The organism is Allomuricauda sp. R78024 (assembly GCF_044596045.1).
Lineage (GTDB): Bacteria > Bacteroidota > Bacteroidia > Flavobacteriales > Flavobacteriaceae > Flagellimonas.
In genome coordinates this window covers 55147-70152 of sequence record NZ_CP138995.1, presented here as the reverse complement: position 1 = coordinate 70152, position 15006 = coordinate 55147, and the positions used below count along the sequence as shown (strand labels likewise).

At 38.2% G+C, this 15006-nt stretch carries 18 protein-coding genes; 11 read left to right on the top strand and 7 right to left on the bottom strand.

What is annotated here, in order from left to right; genetic code table 11:
- Positions 1 to 3: 3 nt before the first annotated feature.
- From dinB to hutH, 6 genes are all read right to left on the bottom strand, one after another.
- On the bottom strand, positions 4 to 1218 hold the full coding sequence (gene dinB / locus SJY44_RS00350; RefSeq protein WP_396590795.1) for a DNA polymerase IV: 1215 nt from the start codon (positions 1216 to 1218) through the stop codon (positions 4 to 6).
- A gap of 232 nt (positions 1219 to 1450) precedes the next feature.
- A complete protein-coding gene (gene hutG / locus SJY44_RS00345) occupies positions 1451 to 2416 on the bottom strand; it encodes a formimidoylglutamase (RefSeq protein WP_396590794.1) in 966 nt (321 codons plus the stop codon).
- On the bottom strand, positions 2416 to 4425 hold the full coding sequence (locus SJY44_RS00340) for a urocanate hydratase (RefSeq protein WP_396590793.1): 2010 nt from the start codon (positions 4423 to 4425) through the stop codon (positions 2416 to 2418). Before SJY44_RS00340 ends, hutG begins: the two co-directional genes overlap by 1 nt.
- Positions 4426 to 4433: 8 nt before the next feature.
- Positions 4434 to 4730 carry a hypothetical protein gene (locus tag SJY44_RS00335; protein WP_396590792.1) on the bottom strand — a complete coding sequence of 99 codons (297 nt, stop codon included), beginning with the start codon at positions 4728 to 4730 and terminating at the stop codon, positions 4434 to 4436.
- 24 nt (positions 4731 to 4754) lie between these two features.
- Entirely contained in the window at positions 4755 to 5990 is a 1236-nt protein-coding gene (gene hutI / locus SJY44_RS00330; RefSeq protein ID WP_396590791.1) for an imidazolonepropionase, read from the bottom strand.
- A gap of 3 nt (positions 5991 to 5993) precedes the next feature.
- Positions 5994 to 7571, bottom strand: a complete 1578-nt coding sequence (gene hutH, locus SJY44_RS00325) for a histidine ammonia-lyase (protein WP_396590790.1) — start codon at positions 7569 to 7571, stop codon at positions 5994 to 5996.
- A gap of 78 nt (positions 7572 to 7649) precedes the next feature.
- Between hutH and SJY44_RS00320 the strand changes: the two genes are divergently transcribed.
- Positions 7650 to 8537 (top strand): LysR family transcriptional regulator, encoded by an 888-nt coding sequence (locus SJY44_RS00320; RefSeq protein ID WP_298929833.1) that lies wholly within the window; start codon positions 7650 to 7652, stop codon positions 8535 to 8537.
- 48 nt (positions 8538 to 8585) lie between these two features.
- On the top strand, positions 8586 to 9140 hold the full coding sequence (locus tag SJY44_RS00315) for a nitroreductase (protein ID WP_396590789.1): 555 nt from the start codon (positions 8586 to 8588) through the stop codon (positions 9138 to 9140).
- Here SJY44_RS00315 and SJY44_RS00310 read toward each other — a convergent pair.
- Positions 9137 to 9649, bottom strand: a complete 513-nt coding sequence (locus tag SJY44_RS00310) for a DUF456 domain-containing protein (protein ID WP_396590788.1) — start codon at positions 9647 to 9649, stop codon at positions 9137 to 9139. The two genes, SJY44_RS00315 and SJY44_RS00310, sit on opposite strands and share 4 nt — an antisense overlap.
- Before the next feature lie 126 nt (positions 9650 to 9775).
- Here SJY44_RS00310 and SJY44_RS00305 point away from each other — a divergent pair, with 126 nt between their 5' ends.
- The 9 genes from SJY44_RS00305 to SJY44_RS00265 all read left to right on the top strand — a co-directional run bounded on the left by SJY44_RS00305 (position 9776) and on the right by SJY44_RS00265 (position 14969).
- Positions 9776 to 10252 (top strand): hypothetical protein, encoded by a 477-nt coding sequence (locus SJY44_RS00305; protein ID WP_298929820.1) that lies wholly within the window; start codon positions 9776 to 9778, stop codon positions 10250 to 10252.
- Between the two features lie 4 nt (positions 10253 to 10256).
- Complete coding sequence (ruvC, locus tag SJY44_RS00300; RefSeq protein ID WP_298929818.1) at positions 10257 to 10814, top strand: crossover junction endodeoxyribonuclease RuvC; 558 nt, start codon at positions 10257 to 10259, stop codon at positions 10812 to 10814.
- A complete protein-coding gene (gene hemW / locus SJY44_RS00295; protein WP_396590787.1) occupies positions 10811 to 11947 on the top strand; it encodes a radical SAM family heme chaperone HemW in 1137 nt (378 codons plus the stop codon). The genes ruvC and hemW overlap by 4 nt, the downstream gene beginning before the upstream one ends.
- The gene (locus SJY44_RS00290; protein WP_396590786.1) at positions 11944 to 12693 is read left to right on the top strand and encodes a cyclase family protein; all 750 of its coding nucleotides are present in this window, start codon (positions 11944 to 11946) and stop codon (positions 12691 to 12693) included. Before hemW ends, SJY44_RS00290 begins: the two co-directional genes overlap by 4 nt.
- Complete coding sequence (locus SJY44_RS00285; RefSeq protein WP_396590785.1) at positions 12693 to 13055, top strand: DUF4260 domain-containing protein; 363 nt, start codon at positions 12693 to 12695, stop codon at positions 13053 to 13055. The genes SJY44_RS00290 and SJY44_RS00285 overlap by 1 nt, the downstream gene beginning before the upstream one ends.
- Positions 13048 to 13671: a DUF4230 domain-containing protein gene (locus SJY44_RS00280; protein WP_298929806.1), complete on the top strand. Its 624-nt coding sequence runs from the start codon at positions 13048 to 13050 to the stop codon at positions 13669 to 13671. Before SJY44_RS00285 ends, SJY44_RS00280 begins: the two co-directional genes overlap by 8 nt.
- An 81-nt stretch (positions 13672 to 13752) precedes the next feature.
- A complete protein-coding gene (locus tag SJY44_RS00275; protein WP_298929803.1) occupies positions 13753 to 14076 on the top strand; it encodes a Dabb family protein in 324 nt (107 codons plus the stop codon).
- Positions 14077 to 14078: 2 nt separating this feature from the next.
- On the top strand, positions 14079 to 14435 hold the full coding sequence (locus SJY44_RS00270; protein ID WP_396590784.1) for an MmcQ/YjbR family DNA-binding protein: 357 nt from the start codon (positions 14079 to 14081) through the stop codon (positions 14433 to 14435).
- Between the two features lie 135 nt (positions 14436 to 14570).
- A complete protein-coding gene (locus SJY44_RS00265) occupies positions 14571 to 14969 on the top strand; it encodes a response regulator (RefSeq protein ID WP_163421285.1) in 399 nt (132 codons plus the stop codon).
- Positions 14970 to 15006: the final 37 nt, after the last annotated feature.

The window sequence follows — 15006 nt, the reverse complement described above, 5'->3', positions numbered from 1 at the left end:
GTTTTATTGTTTTCTATGGGCCAAAACCACGGGAGGCTGGCCGTTAAATGGATTGTGCATTCTTCCTATTGTCTTTGCTCCCATAGCTGATGCCCTGCAAACGGTTCGGTCTCCAAACTTTTTTCTAACATAGTCCATGGCTTGATATAGATTTAATACTTCTTCGGTATCTTCAAACAGGTTGATTTGGTAATTACCCGATACCAAATGACTAAAGCGAATCCCTACCAGGCGAACCAACATTCGTTTGCTATAAAGTGTATTGAACAATTCCAGAATCTTTGGAATAAGAATATGGTCTGCACTAGTATAAGGAATGCGCAATTGCTTGGAATACGTATTAAAATCTGAGTACCTGATTTTTACAGTGATACATGCAGTCAATTTATCTCCTCGGCGTAATTGGTATGCCAGATTTTCTGTCATTGCAATCAAAATACCTTTTAGTTTGATTACATCGATAGTATCACGATCAAAAGTACGTTCCGTGGAGATGGACTTTCGGTCGCAAAAAGGAATCACCGGGGTATTGTCCATGCCATTGGCTCGTTTCCAAATAACTCTTCCGTTAACCCCCAAGACTCTTTGCATAATATCCATGGGCATTTCTTGTACGGTTTTCACTTTCCGTATACCCAAATTCCTCAGCGTCTGGTATGTTTTATCACCTACCATAGGAATTTTTTTTATAGATAATGGAGCTAGAAACGGTTTCTCAAGACCAAGGTCTATTTTAAGTTGGTTATTGGGTTTTGCCTCATTAGTGGCCACCTTGGAAACTACTTTATTTACTGAAAGCCCAAATGAAATAGGTAATCCTGTTTCTTTGATGATTTTTTGCCGCATTTCTGAAGCATACTTATACGAACCAAAAAAACGGTCCATGCCAGAAAGATCTGCATAAAATTCATCTATACTTGATTTTTCAAAAAGAGGAACATGTTCTTTAATGATTTCTGTAACTATATCAGAATATTTGCTGTAAGTCCCAGCATTACCTCTAATGACCACAGCCTCAGGACATAATTCCTTTGCCATTTTCATGGGCATACCTGAATGTACGCCAAATCCACGGGTCTCATAACTACATGCTGCCACTACACCACGGTCACTGGTGCCACCTACCAATAAAGGGCGATTTTTTAGTTCCGTATTGATGATACGTTCTACAGATACATAAAAAGTATCCAAGTCTAAATGTAGAATAGTCTTTTTCATTTTGTAGTTGAGAGGGGAAGCTAAATTATGGAAATATTCCTAATAAATGGATATTTTCCATTAAAAGAGATACATTGATTTGTATCTGCTATTTATCGAAAAATCATTTATATCTTTGCCTTGTTGTGTTGGATTCCTATCTATGATTAGATTGGAATCAGGTTGAAGCATCAAACGATGCTCACCAATGAAAGGCTTTCCATATGGAAGGCTTTTTTTGTTGGAAAAGGTTCTAGTAGATGGTGTGTATAATGTGATGAAGTAATGATGCGGCCAACTTTGCCGTTTGCCCATCAATATCAAATTTAGGATTCATCTCAGCAACATCCATACTAATCAATTTTCCCGAACCAATGATGGTTTTAAGGCATTCCACAACAATTTGTGGTGTGAATCCCATAGGAGAGGGGGCACTTACTCCAGGTGCATAAGCGGAAGAAAAACCGTCTAAATCTATGGTTACATAAACCTTGTCCACAGTTTTAATAAAAGCATTGATCCAAGTATTGATCTCATCCAGAAATTGCATCTGAAAGGTATCGGATAGTACGTATTTAACATCTAATTCTTTGGCAGTCTCAAAAAGTGTCCGGTCATTGGCATCTTTCCGAATACCAAGGCATAAATAATTAAAGGAGCAATTTTCTTTTTTGGATTGTGTTGCTATTTGATAGAAAGGGGTTCCGGAATTGTTATTATCCGAAGGTTTCCGAAGATCAAAATGCGCATCAAAATTAATTATTCCGATTGTCTGCCCTTCTTTTTTTGAATCCAAGTAGTTTTGAATCCCATGGTAATGTCCATAGGCCATGTCGTGACCGCCACCCAAAATTATGGGAAACTGCTTTTTTTTCAGAAGTGTGGAAACTGCTTTTGAAAGCGCTTCTTGAGCAGCTTCCATATTTTCATCTTTACAGGTTATAGTGCCGGTATCTTGCAATACTACAGTACTGGCAAGATGATTTGGAAATTTCCCTAGGCTGGTTTTAATAACTTCAGGACCTTTTGCAGCTCCAATTCTACCTTGATTTCGTTTTACTCCTTCGTCACAGGCATATCCTAATAATGCTATGGATTTTTTAGCGGGTTCAGAAATTTCATTTAAAGGAGTGCATCGCACTTTTTCATGGAGGTACAGGTACTTATTGCTGACTCTTCCATGCCAAATAGCTGTATTTGGGTTTGTGTAGTGTTTCATTATGCATCAAAAAGATGGTCCAATATATCCGATTCCACCAGATTGGGTAAAGTTACTTTTAAATTGGGAGTTCGTTCCATTTCACGTTTTATGGCAAATAAAGCTTCCTTGTTCCTGGCCCAGCTTCTTCTTGAAATACCATTGTTTACATCATAAAACAACATGCTTTTCAATTTACGTGAAGCCTCTTTCGAACCATCCAAGACCATCCCAAAACCTCCGTTCATGACTTCGCCCCAGCCAACACCACCACCATTATGGATGGAGACCCAAGTAGCGCCTCTAAAGCTATCGCCAATTACATTGTGAATGGCCATATCAGCCGTAAACTTGCTGCCGTCGTAAATATTACTGGTCTCCCTAAAGGGAGAATCTGTACCACTTACATCATGATGATCACGTCCCAAGACCACTGGAGCGGAAATATCACCTTTGGAAATAGCGGTATTAAAAGCGTCTGCAATCTTGGCTCGGCCTTCGGCATCGGCGTATAAAATTCGAGCTTGCGAACCGACTACCAATTTGTTCTGTTCCGCTTCTTCAATCCATTTAATATTGTCCTGCATTTGTTGCTGGATTTCTTCAGGGGCTTCAGCCTTGATTTGCTTCATGATTTCCAAAGCGATAGCATCTGTTTTTTGTAGATCTTCTGGATTTCCAGAAGTACAGACCCATCTAAATGGCCCAAAGCCATAATCAAAACACATGGGACCCAAAATATCTTGTACATAGGAAGGATATTTAAAATCGATACCGTTTGTGGCCATGACCTCACCACTTGCTCTTGAAACTTCAAGCAAAAAAGCATTGCCATAGTCGAAAAAATAGGTGCCCTTTGCTGTGTGCTTGTTGATAGCGGTAATTTGTCTTCGTAACGATTCCTGTACTTTTTTCTTGAACTCGGTGGGATTTTCGGCCATCATGGTATTAGATTCTTCAAAGGATAACCCTATAGGGTAATATCCGCCTGCCCATGGATTGTGCAAGGAGGTTTGATCAGAACCCAAGTGGACAAAAACGTCTTCCTCGTAGAATTGTTCCCAAACTTCTACCACGTTTCCGATATAAGCTAAAGAGACCACTTCATTTTGAGCAATGGCGGTTTTTGTTCTTTGAACAAGTTCATGTATATCCGTCAATAATTCATCTACCCAACCTTGTTGATGTCTTTTTTTAGCTGCTTCGGGATTTACTTCCGCACAAACGGTAATACATTCGGCAATGTTTCCTGCTTTGGGCTGGGCACCACTCATACCACCTAAACCAGCGGTTAGAAACACCTTTCCATTAGGTGATTCGTCTTTATCCAATACTTTTCTGAAAGCGTTCATCACAGTAATTGCCGTTCCATGTACGATGCCTTGAGGGCCAATGTACATAAAGGAGCCTGCTGTCATTTGACCGTATTGAGTAACGCCAAGTGCATTGAATTTTTCCCAATCATCTGGTTGTGAGTAATTGGGAATCATCATACCATTGGTGACGATTACTCTGGGGGCTTCTTTTGAGGAAGGAAATAATCCCATGGGATGTCCGGAGTACATATGCAATGTTTGTTCCTCGGTCATCTCAGCAAGATATTTCATGGTCAACAGATACTGCGCCCAGTTTTGAAAGACTGCACCATTACCACCATAGGTAATAAGTTCTTCAGGATGTTGTGCCACAGCGGGATCAAGGTTGTTCTGAATCATCAGCATAATTGCAGCAGCCTGCTTCGTTTTGGCCGCGTATTCAGAGATGGGTCGGGCATACATCTGATACTCTGGTTTAAACCGATGCATATAGATTCTACCATAGCTGTTGAGTTCGTTGGCAAACTCTTTGGCCAATTCTACATGCCAAGCCTTTGGAAAGTATCGTAATGCATTTTGAACGGCCAGTTTTTTCTCTTCTTTTGATAAAATATCTTTTCGCTTGGGAGCTGGATTTCCCATTTTTGGATACTCTCTTTTTGAAGGAAGATTTTCGGGAATCCCTTGGAGGATTTGTTTTTGGAATCTGTTCATTGGGGTGCTCATTTTGATCGTTTAATGAGGTTTTCATAAATTTTGAATGCCTTATTTATATCACCTTTGGTAACGTAGTCGGTTCTTTCGATGAGTTCAACAGAGCTCAAAATAGTATTCTCCTCATTTGTAATTACTTGGCAACCACCTACTAACTTAATTGCTGAGTTTAGCTCATCTAAATTGAGAATCAAGTGATGTTTAGCATCAATCGTTCCAAGAAGCTTATGTAAGGAAATTGATTCACCTCTCTCAAATGAGTTTTTCAAAATACTGACGATATCACTAATCAAAGAGTCGTTCATTTTTTATTATTTATGCTCCGGTTTTCATTTGGTTTGATGGACTATTCTACCTTTTTTCCACACCATATTGGGCTTTAACTGTCCTTGATGATAGGTGATTTCTTGATAGTTTTCTGTTTGGAAAACAACAAAATCTGCAATTTTGTTTGCTTCCAAAGTGCCCCGGTCTGCCAAATTCAAAGCGGCACTTGCCCTGAATGTAATCCCAGCCAATATTTCTGCATTTGAGAGTTTTTCAAAGGTCCCTAGGATACTTGCTTGGGTGAGCAAATGGCCCATGGGTGCCGAACCAGGATTATGATCACTGGCAATTGCTAATGCTCCTCCTGCATCTAATAGCTTTCGGGCAGGGGTAAAGTCGCATCCTAAACCAAGCGAAGCTCCTGGTAATGCCGTGGAAATGACGTTGCTGTTGGCCAATAATTGAATTTCATTCTCGGTACTGGCTTCCAAGTGGTCTGCGCTTATAGCCTCAAAATGGATGGCCACTTCACTTCCGCCAGTAGTAAATTGATCGGCATGCACTGTTATATCAAATCCCTTTGCTTTTGCCTTTTTGAAATAGGGAGCTATCTCCAATGCTGAAAATGCACTTTCTTCAATAAAAGCATCAATCCGATTGCTAAGTCCTTCAGATTTTAATATTGGAAATAGTTGTGAGGCAATTTCCTCCAGATAATTTTTGTCACTACTCCAATCTTTTGGTTTCATATGTGCAGCCAAACAGGTTGCTACAAGGTCGGCATTGGTTTTTTCATTGGCCTGTTTTATGGCTCTGAGCATTTTAAGTTCCTCATCAACGGAAAGCCCATAACCGCTTTTTACTTCTATGGTTGTCGTACCATTTTCCAGATGGGTTTTGCTCCTTGAAATAATGCCTTCAATCAAATCCTCCTGCGAAGCTTTGCGAGTCTGAGTCACAGTGTCCCATATACCGCCTCCGGCTTTGGCAACTTCCAGATATGTCTTTCCAGAATTTCTATAAGCATAATCCCTAGCTCGTGAACCACCAAAACAGATATGGGTATGGGCATCTACAAACCCGGGAAGGCAAACATGCTGTCCTTCAATATGGTGGATGTCGACCGCATCGGACTTTAAATCCTCAAAATTGCCAACAGCTTTGATTTTTCCTTCGGAAATAAGAATACCCCCTTGCTCAATGATTACCAATTGCTCATCGGACAGTGCTCCTTTCAAAGGCAAACCCGACATGGGAAGCAATTGCGTAAAGGGTCCTATTAATAGTAGTTTGCTCATGTGTTAGTATGTTTCAAATTCTTCCAGATAAGGAGCGTTCCATTGAAGGTTTTTTGCTGCCATGGTTTGTTCTACCAGTGCAATAATTTCACCTTTTTGGATGACCTCTATTCCTTTTTCAATATCATCGGCAAAAACACGATCGCTATCTGCAAAGGGAACTTTGGTTCTTATGAATTTATGAATTTCATCCAATACCACCCCTGATTTTAAAGGTTTTCTGAATTCAAAGGCTTGAGCGGCGGTTAATAGCTCAATGGCCAATATCTTTTCAACATTTTCAATAATTTGGAGCGCTTTTCTCCCACTTATGGATCCCATACTTACATGATCTTCTTGTCCTAAAGAGGTTGGGATACTATCCGCGCTCGCCGGAAAACAAAGACTTTTATTTTCACTGGCCAATGCTGCTGTTGTATACTGTAAAATCATGTATCCAGAATTGATTCCAGTATCTCCCATCAACAATTTAGGCACTCCTGGACTATTCCCTTCAAGTGCCAAATAAATTCTTCGGTCCGAAATGCTCCCTAATTCTGAAGCTGCCAGTGCGGCGTAGTCCAAAGCCATGGCCAAGGGCTGTCCGTGAAAATTACCTCCACTTATGGTCAACTCATCATTGATGATTACCGGATTGTCAGTAACAGAATTAAGTTCCACCTCCAACAGTTCTTTTAAGTGCAGCCATGTATTCCTAGATGCACCGTGTACTTGAGGCATGCAACGAAGCGAGTACGGATCTTGGACTCGTTCACAGTCGATATGGTCTTCCAAAATTTCGGAACCTTGGAGCAGTGTTCGTATTCTTCCGGCCACATGTTGGTTTCCTTTAAAAGGGCGAAGTGTATGCAGTTCTTCATGAAAAGGTTTCATAGAGCCTTGAAGTCCTTCCAGCATCATAGCTCCAATAATATCGGCATGTCTTAGGCAATATTGCAGTTTTTGTAGGACCAATATGCCGTGTGTAGCAATGAATTGTGTGCCGTTGATGAGCGCCAAACCTTCCTTTGGACCAAGTCCCAAAGACTGAAGTCCAGTTTTCTTAAATAGCTGATCGGTAGTAATGGTTTCTCCTTTATAATTTACTTTGCCTAGCCCGATTAAGGGAAGAAATAAATGGGAGAGGGGAGCCAAATCACCAGAAGCTCCTACTGAACCTTGTGACGGAACCACAGGAATAGCATCATGCTCCAAATGCCAGAGCATTCGATTAATTGTGGCAATTGCGATACCCGAATATCCTTTGGCAAGGGCATGGATTTTTAAGATAAGCATTAGCTTGGCAAGTTCTTTGGATATGGGTTTTCCCACTCCAACACTATGACTTTGTAAAATATTGGATTGAAGAATTTTAGTATCCTCCTTGGAAATCTTGGTATTGCACAAAGGTCCGAAGCCCGTATTTATACCATAAACAGTGTCACCTTTGGCAACAATGTTTTGAACGCGAAGGTTGCTTACCTCAATTTTCTTGATATAATCTGCTGATATAATTCCTTTGACCGAACCCTTTGCGATGCCTATGGCGATACTTGCAGTTAGATGATGTTCGCCAAAATGAAATGTTTTGGGTAGTTGCATATGTATAATTTGAGATTTATAAAGATACCCTGTATGATTAATAATTGCCAATACTTATTTTTGTAGTATTTAATAACTATGAATTATCAGATAGAATTACGACATTTCATTTATTTTTTGGCTGTGGCCGAAGAATTGCACTATAGAAAGGCAGCAGAAAAGCTGTTTATATCCCAACCCGGACTGAGTACGCAAATCAAGCAGATGGAAGGAATTCTCCAAACCCAACTTTTTATTAGAGATAAGAAAAAAGTTAGGTTAACACCAGCTGGAGCATTTTTAAAAGGGGAAGTAGAGTTTATACTGAACCATTTGGAGCAGACCAAAAAACAATTAAAACTTATTGGTGAGGGGCATTTAGGTGAAATTAGAATTGGGTTTTTAGGTTCTGCAATGCAGAATGTAATACCAAATTTATTGCTGGATTTAAAGGAAAAGTTCCCTTTCATACATACCAGCCTTGAAGAACTTTCAAACAGAGCTCAGATAAGTGCTATTCTAAGGGATAAATTGGATTTAGGGTTTGTGCGGTTATCAAGAGTGCCAAAAGGGCTGAAATTGAAACCTGTTTTTGAAGATACCTTTTCGTTGGTTTTGCCAGCGGACCATATATTGAATGAGAAAGATTTTAAAAGCATTAATCAAGTCGCTACGGATGATTTTATCCTATTCTCACAGGATTATAGCCCTCAATATTATGATACCGTTCTAAGCATTTGCGAAGATGCTGGTTTTTCACCCAATGTTTCCCATAAATCGGTACATGCTCAAACTGTTTTTAAATTGGTGGAAAATAAATTAGGCATTGCAATAGTGCCCACTGCGTTGCAATACGGTTTTCAAATGAAAGTAAAATTCATCGAACTCAAAAAGATTAAACAACGGGCTATTTTATCTATGGTCTGGAAAGAGGACAACCGAAATCCAGTACTACAAAATTGTATTGATTTACTTTTAAAACTATAGCATAAAAATTTTCCAAAGTGTAACTTTGAAAAGCTTAAAATATAGACTATGGCATTTGATATAATTAAGAAAAGACGAAGTGTTTTTCCCGCTCAATATAATGATAAGCCCATCTCAAAAGAAACCATTGAGGAGTTGTTGGAAGCAGCCAACTGGGCACCTACCCATAAAAAGACCGAACCTTGGCGATTTAAAGTGTTGATGGGCGCAAAAAAAGAAGCTTTGGGAAATTTTCTGTCGGATAAATACCAAGAAGTGGACCCCAAACCCAAACAATTAAAAATCAAAAAACTGCAAGATAATCCAGTTCGTTCAGGAGTGGTAATTGCCATTTGTATGCAACGTGATTCTAATGAATGTATACCCGAGTGGGAAGAATTGGCAGCTACGGCGATGGCAGTGCAAAATATGTGGCTTTGCAGCACGGAAATGGGAATTGGATGTTATTGGAGTTCTCCTGGTTTGATAAAATACATGGATGAGTTTTTCAATTTTAATGAAGGTGAGAAATGTCTTGGATTCCTATATATGGGGTATTATGATAATCCGGTAGAACCATCAACAAGAACTCCTATTGAAGAAAAAGTAGAGTGGTTTGATTAACTAAAGGTGAACAGTTCCGAGCCGTATTCAATGGCTTTCCAAATAAAGATCCCAAAATAGATTACCCCTATTAAGAACTTCATAAATGTTCCAGTCAAAAAGCCTAAGAAGGAACCAAAAGCAGCTTTCAATGCGGTTTTTTGATCTGCTTTATTAATAAGTTCGCCAACCAAAGCACCTACAAAAGGCCAAATGATAATTCCGAACGGGCCTAATATGGGGAAAAATATAGCGACCAACAATCCGATTACGGTCCCTAACATACCTGCTTTACTGCCGCCAAATTTTTTAGTCCCCATGGCTGGAATCACATAATCCATTACCGTAATCAGTAGCGCAAAAAAGAGCGTTATACCCAGCATCCACCAATCACCTGGAACAGCTTTGGTCAAATACAACAGCAATAATCCTAGCCAACTTACCGGTGGACCGGGTAACACTGGTAGAAAACTACCCAAAATACCTACTAGCATTAATATAAACCCTAAAACAAGTAAAGCAATGTCCATTTTTTGGTTTTGACTATAAGACAAATATAGCTGCTATTTGTTACAAGGGGGACTAGTACTATGACAAAATGTAGTTAGTGAAATATGGTCAAAAAGTCGTAATTTCAGCCAAATATTAGGGGCTGTATGCGTAAGTTTTTATTGATATCCTGTTTAGGTTTACTTGCCTCTTGCGAACTCTTTATGTCCAAGGAAGATAAGACTCAAAAAATGGTCAATGAAGAGTTGTTGTCCATTGATTGGAACGATGTTGACCAATATCCACTTTTTGAAGATTGTGATGAAACGGCAACCAAGCAAGCACAACGGGAATGTTTTCAGAGTGTAATGCTTAATCATTTTTCCAAAGCATTGGAAGGATTGCAATTTCAAGTGGATAAGGATTTGAACGATACTATGTACATAGATTTTTCAATTGATGAGCATGGATTTATATCGGTTTTAAATGTTGAGGAGAATACTGCTATCTTAAATGAGATATCAGATTTTAATGCCAAAATATCTGACCGATTGAACGATTTAACAACGGTGGCCCCTGCTTTAAAAAGAGGTATTCCAGTAGGTTTAAAGTTTAGACTTCCCATAGTATTAAACACCAATTAAAAACTTGGCAACAGAAAAAATCATTTTAGGGATTGACCCAGGCACATCGGTCATGGGTTTCGGAATCATCAAGGTGATTAATAAGCAGATGCATTTTGTTCAAATGAACGAGTTGATGCTAAAAAAATACGATGACCCCTATACCAAGCTTAAATTGATTTTTGAACGTACCCTTGAGTTGATAGATACCTTTCACCCAGATGAGATTGCCATTGAAGCTCCTTTTTATGGCAAGAATGTTCAATCCATGCTCAAACTCGGTCGGGCCCAAGGTGTTGCCATGGCTGCTGGACTCTCTAGGCAAGTTCCCATAACAGAATACATGCCCAAAAAAATTAAAATGGCCATAACGGGTAATGGAAATGCTAGTAAAGAGCAAGTGGCAAAAATGCTTCAAAGTATGTTGAAGCTGAAAACTCTGCCCAAAAACTTGGATAGCACAGATGGGCTCGCTGCCGCAGTATGCCATTTTTATAATGAAGGTCGAGTTGAGGTTGGAAAACACTACACCGGATGGGATGCTTTTGTAAAACAAAACCCGAGCAAGTTGAAATCTAAATGAGCGGAATCTATATCCATATTCCATTTTGTAAACAAGCTTGCCATTATTGTGATTTTCATTTTTCTACTCAAATGGGAAAGAAAGAAGTCATGTTGCTAGCAATCAAAAAGGAAATTGAACTCCGAAAAGATGAGTTTGAAAATCATAAGGTAGAAACCATATATTTTGGAGGTGGAACACCATCTGTTTTGACTACCGCTGAAATAGAAATTTTGGTAAAAACTGTCCAAGAAAATTACAAGGTTGTTGAAAACCCAGAAGTTACTTTAGAAGCCAACCCTGATGATTTAACGGATGATAAAATCATTGAGCTATCCAATAGCCCTATTAATCGTCTTAGTATAGGCATCCAATCTTTTTTTGATGAAGATTTAAAGTTGATGAACCGTGCGCATTCATCTGATGAAGCAGTTAATTCATTGTCAATGGCAACTCAGTACTTTGATAATATTTCAATCGATTTAATTTACGGAATTCCAGGTATGGATAACAATAGGTGGAAAGCTAATATTGAAAGAGCACTTTCTTTTGAACTTCCTCATATTTCTAGCTACGCATTAACAGTTGAGCCAAAAACGGCACTTAAAAAGTTCATAGAAAAAGGAATCGTGGACAATGTGGATGACGAACAGGCGCAGGAACAGTTTAACATATTGGTGGATGTTTTGGAGAAAAATGACTTTGTGAATTATGAGATTTCCAACTTTGGAAAACAAGGGTGTTTTTCAAAAAACAATACTTCGTATTGGCAAGGGAAAAAATATATTGGTATTGGTCCCTCAGCTCACTCTTTTGATGGGCAAAATAGGAGTTGGAACATTAGGAACAACCCAAAATATATAAAAGCTTTAGAAGGAGAGGTACTGCCCAAGGAGACAGAAACCTTGTCCAAAACAGATAGATATAATGAGTACGTGATGACCGGGTTGAGAACTATTTGGGGCGTTTCCTTGGAAAAAATAGAACTTAACTATGGACAGGCTTATCTTGATTATTTAAACAAGCAGGCCAAAAAATACTTGGAGAAGCATCTACTTTTTGTGGATGATGGAAAATTGTTGGCAACCAAAAAAGGAAAGTTTCTTGTTGATGGAATTGCATCGGACCTTTTTATGATTAATTTGGAATCATGATTGCTAGCATTAAATACAATTCCAAGAATTATAAAATAGATTTATCCAATCCACTGGATATCTCCATTTCGCTTCAAGATGGTAGTGGAAATGTAAATGCGTGGTACTTGGACCCACCTAAAATTGAACCGCATAAGGAGGGCGATTTCGTAGGGAAAGTTTCTGAAGGGGCATCTACCAACTTTAACGACATTTGGTTCAATCCGCATTCTCATGTGACGCATACAGAATGTTTGGGTCATATTACTGAGGCGTTTTACTCCGTAAATCAAGAACTAAAACAATTCTTTTTTTTAGCTGAAGTGATAACTGTTGCCCCAGAAAAATCTGGAGAAGATTTTGTGATATCGGAAAAGCAATTAAAATATGCTTTAGGGAATAAAAAACGGGAGGCATTGATCATTAGAACCATTCCGAACCTTGAAAACAAGAAGTCGATGAAGTATTCCAATGAAAACCCACCTTACCTGTTAGAGGCGGCGGCTAGTTATTTGGTTGATAAGGGGATATCACACTTATTAATTGACCTTCCTTCTGTGGACAAGGAAAAAGACGGAGGTGCTCTTTTGGCACATAATGCCTTTTGGAGGATGAATGGTAAACCAAGATTAAATGCGACAATTACAGAGTTTATCTATGTGGGGAATGAGATAGAAGATGGTTGCTATTTTTTAAACCTCCATGTTGCTCCTTTTGAAAATGATGCCAGTCCAAGTAGGCCAGTGCTATATAAAATTGAAAATTGATGAAAAGTATCCTGAAATTGGAAGAATTGATGCTATTGATCTTTGGGTTCTTTCTTTTTATGAAAATGGATTTGTCTTGGTGGTGGTTTTTTGTATTGTTGTTAGTGCCAGATATTGGAATGCTAGGGTATTTGGCAGGTAATAGAGTAGGAGCGTTTGCTTATAATGTATTACATCATAGAGGTATTGCCATTTTGCTATATTTAATTGGGATTAGTTATTTGAACCTGCAGATTTTTGAACTTATGGGAATCATAATTTTTTCCCACGCAGCTATGGATAGATTTTTTGGCTATGGCCTCAAATATGAAAAAGGATTTAAATTTACCCATTTGGGAGAAATAGGAAAGAAGCATGGATAGTATTTTAGAAGCTTTTTTGGGTCTTATTCTAGGGGCAATACTAATGTATTGGCTATTCTCCTTGTTTCGAAGAAAAAAAAATAAAGAACTCACCAAACAGCAGTCCACGGTCTTATTGGACAAAATCCAAAGCGTATGTAAATTGATTTCTGTAGAAGGGGATTTTGCAGAGATTTACCACTATGAAAACATTAAAGAAGGCTTTATGAGTCTTCTAAGCAGTAAGAAAAAGGCCTTGATTGTTGTAAAGGCAAAAGCACATATTGGATACGACCTAAAGAAATTGAATTTAAAGGCAGATAATGAAAATAAGCGGATTATACTCGCAGACTTTCCAGAACCAGAAATTTTATCCATTGAACCTGACCTTCAGTTTTATGATATTAAAAATGGACTCTTCAATAGCTTTTCACCAGATGATTTAACTAAGCTGAACTTGGAGGCTAAAGATCATATCAAACAAAAAATACCAGAAAGTGGTTTAATGGTCACGGCAAGGAAAGAAGCTTTGCAAGCTGTATTGCTAGTTGAGAAAATTGTTGAGACCATAGGATGGACTCTAGATTACTCAGCATTGGAAATTACGAATAGAGAAAAAAATATTTTGGAAGAATAAATAATTATGAAAACGGGAATTTTAATTTTACTATTGATTGGCTTTGTAACTGCCACTAGTTTTGCACAAACTAAAGACACTATGAAAACCTTTGATTCGACCTTTGCGCATACCGTATATTTTTGGTTTAAAAACCCTGATAATAGTGCGGACAAAACAAAATTTGAAACTTCTTTGAAAACCTTTCTTAAGAACTCCAAATATGCAAAAACCAATTTTATAGGTACACCGCCAAAATCTAGCAGGGATGTTGTTGATGGGTCATTCACCTATTCATTAATAGTAACGTTTGAGTCTGCGGAAGCACAAGAGGGATATCAAAAAGAAGAAGCCCATTTAATTTTTATTGAAGAATGCAAGCATCTTTGGGAAAAGGTAATAGTTTATGATTCCAACGGAATATAAAAATGAACGTTGAAGAGCTAAGAAATTTTTGCGTTGATAAAAAAGGTGTGACAGAAGAATTCCCTTTTGATGAGCACACTTTGGTATTTAAGGTAATGGGTAAAATGTTTGCTTTGTTGCCCTTGGAAAGAATGCCACCTCAATGTAACCTAAAGTGTGACCCAGAGCGAGCAATAGTATTAAGAGAGGAGTATGATGGAGATATTACACCTGGCTATCATATGAGCAAAAAGCATTGGAATACACTGTTTTTGGAAAACCTTCCGCCAAACCTAACCAGAGAATTAGTGAATCATTCTTATGATTTAGTGGTTTCTGGTTTAACTAAGAAACTAAAAGAGCAACTGGATTCACTTTAGAGGTAACCTAATAAAATTTATTGATATTTAACCGAAACATTTCTACCATTCGTCGATAGTTCTTTTTTGTTTAACTAAATTGTAGTCCTTTTCTTAAAGTGTTTTAAGACTTTTGTATACTAAATCCAAAGCGTCATGAATGTTCTGTTTATAGAAGATGATATGATAGAAACTATGAAATTGCAACGAGCTATTTCTAAGTTTCAGTCCAAACATAAGATTACCGAAGCTAAAAATGGAGAAGAAGCTATGGAATTCTTGAAAGGAGGAAACTTGCCTGATATTATCCTTCTAGATTTAAATATGCCACGAATGAGTGGTATTGAATTCCTTTCTATTTTAAAGGCGGATGATAGACTTAAGTATCTGCCTACCATTATTTTGACCACATCGGAAAATCGCGTTGATTTATTAAAATGCTTTGAGATTGGAATCGCTGGATATATCATAAAGCCCTTAAAATATGAAGATTACGAGTCTAAACTAAAGAAAGTTTTTGACTATTGGGAGGTTAGCGAGCTAGTTAAAGCCTAACAAAATTCTTTATTTCACAACATTCTTTTTTTAAATA

Excerpts from the sequence above, each read along its gene's own strand:
- dinB (WP_396590795.1), bottom strand. The coding sequence starts at position 1,218 with ATGAAAAAGACTATTCTACATTTAGACTTGGATACTTTTTATGTATCT.
- hutG (WP_396590794.1), bottom strand. The coding sequence starts at position 2,416 with ATGAAACACTACACAAACCCAAATACAGCTATTTGGCATGGAAGAGTC.
- SJY44_RS00340 (WP_396590793.1), bottom strand. The coding sequence starts at position 4,425 with ATGAACAGATTCCAAAAACAAATCCTCCAAGGGATTCCCGAAAATCTT.
- SJY44_RS00335 (WP_396590792.1), bottom strand. The coding sequence starts at position 4,730 with ATGAACGACTCTTTGATTAGTGATATCGTCAGTATTTTGAAAAACTCA.
- hutI (WP_396590791.1), bottom strand. The coding sequence starts at position 5,990 with ATGAGCAAACTACTATTAATAGGACCCTTTACGCAATTGCTTCCCATG.
- hutH (WP_396590790.1), bottom strand. The coding sequence starts at position 7,571 with ATGCAACTACCCAAAACATTTCATTTTGGCGAACATCATCTAACTGCA.
- SJY44_RS00320 (WP_298929833.1), top strand. The coding sequence starts at position 7,650 with ATGAATTATCAGATAGAATTACGACATTTCATTTATTTTTTGGCTGTG.
- SJY44_RS00315 (WP_396590789.1), top strand. The coding sequence starts at position 8,586 with ATGGCATTTGATATAATTAAGAAAAGACGAAGTGTTTTTCCCGCTCAA.
- SJY44_RS00310 (WP_396590788.1), bottom strand. The coding sequence starts at position 9,649 with ATGGACATTGCTTTACTTGTTTTAGGGTTTATATTAATGCTAGTAGGT.
- SJY44_RS00305 (WP_298929820.1), top strand. The coding sequence starts at position 9,776 with ATGCGTAAGTTTTTATTGATATCCTGTTTAGGTTTACTTGCCTCTTGC.
- hemW (WP_396590787.1), top strand. The coding sequence starts at position 10,811 with ATGAGCGGAATCTATATCCATATTCCATTTTGTAAACAAGCTTGCCAT.
- SJY44_RS00290 (WP_396590786.1), top strand. The coding sequence starts at position 11,944 with ATGATTGCTAGCATTAAATACAATTCCAAGAATTATAAAATAGATTTA.
- SJY44_RS00285 (WP_396590785.1), top strand. The coding sequence starts at position 12,693 with ATGAAAAGTATCCTGAAATTGGAAGAATTGATGCTATTGATCTTTGGG.
- SJY44_RS00280 (WP_298929806.1), top strand. The coding sequence starts at position 13,048 with ATGGATAGTATTTTAGAAGCTTTTTTGGGTCTTATTCTAGGGGCAATA.
- SJY44_RS00275 (WP_298929803.1), top strand. The coding sequence starts at position 13,753 with ATGAAAACCTTTGATTCGACCTTTGCGCATACCGTATATTTTTGGTTT.
- SJY44_RS00270 (WP_396590784.1), top strand. The coding sequence starts at position 14,079 with ATGAACGTTGAAGAGCTAAGAAATTTTTGCGTTGATAAAAAAGGTGTG.
- SJY44_RS00265 (WP_163421285.1), top strand. The coding sequence starts at position 14,571 with ATGAATGTTCTGTTTATAGAAGATGATATGATAGAAACTATGAAATTG.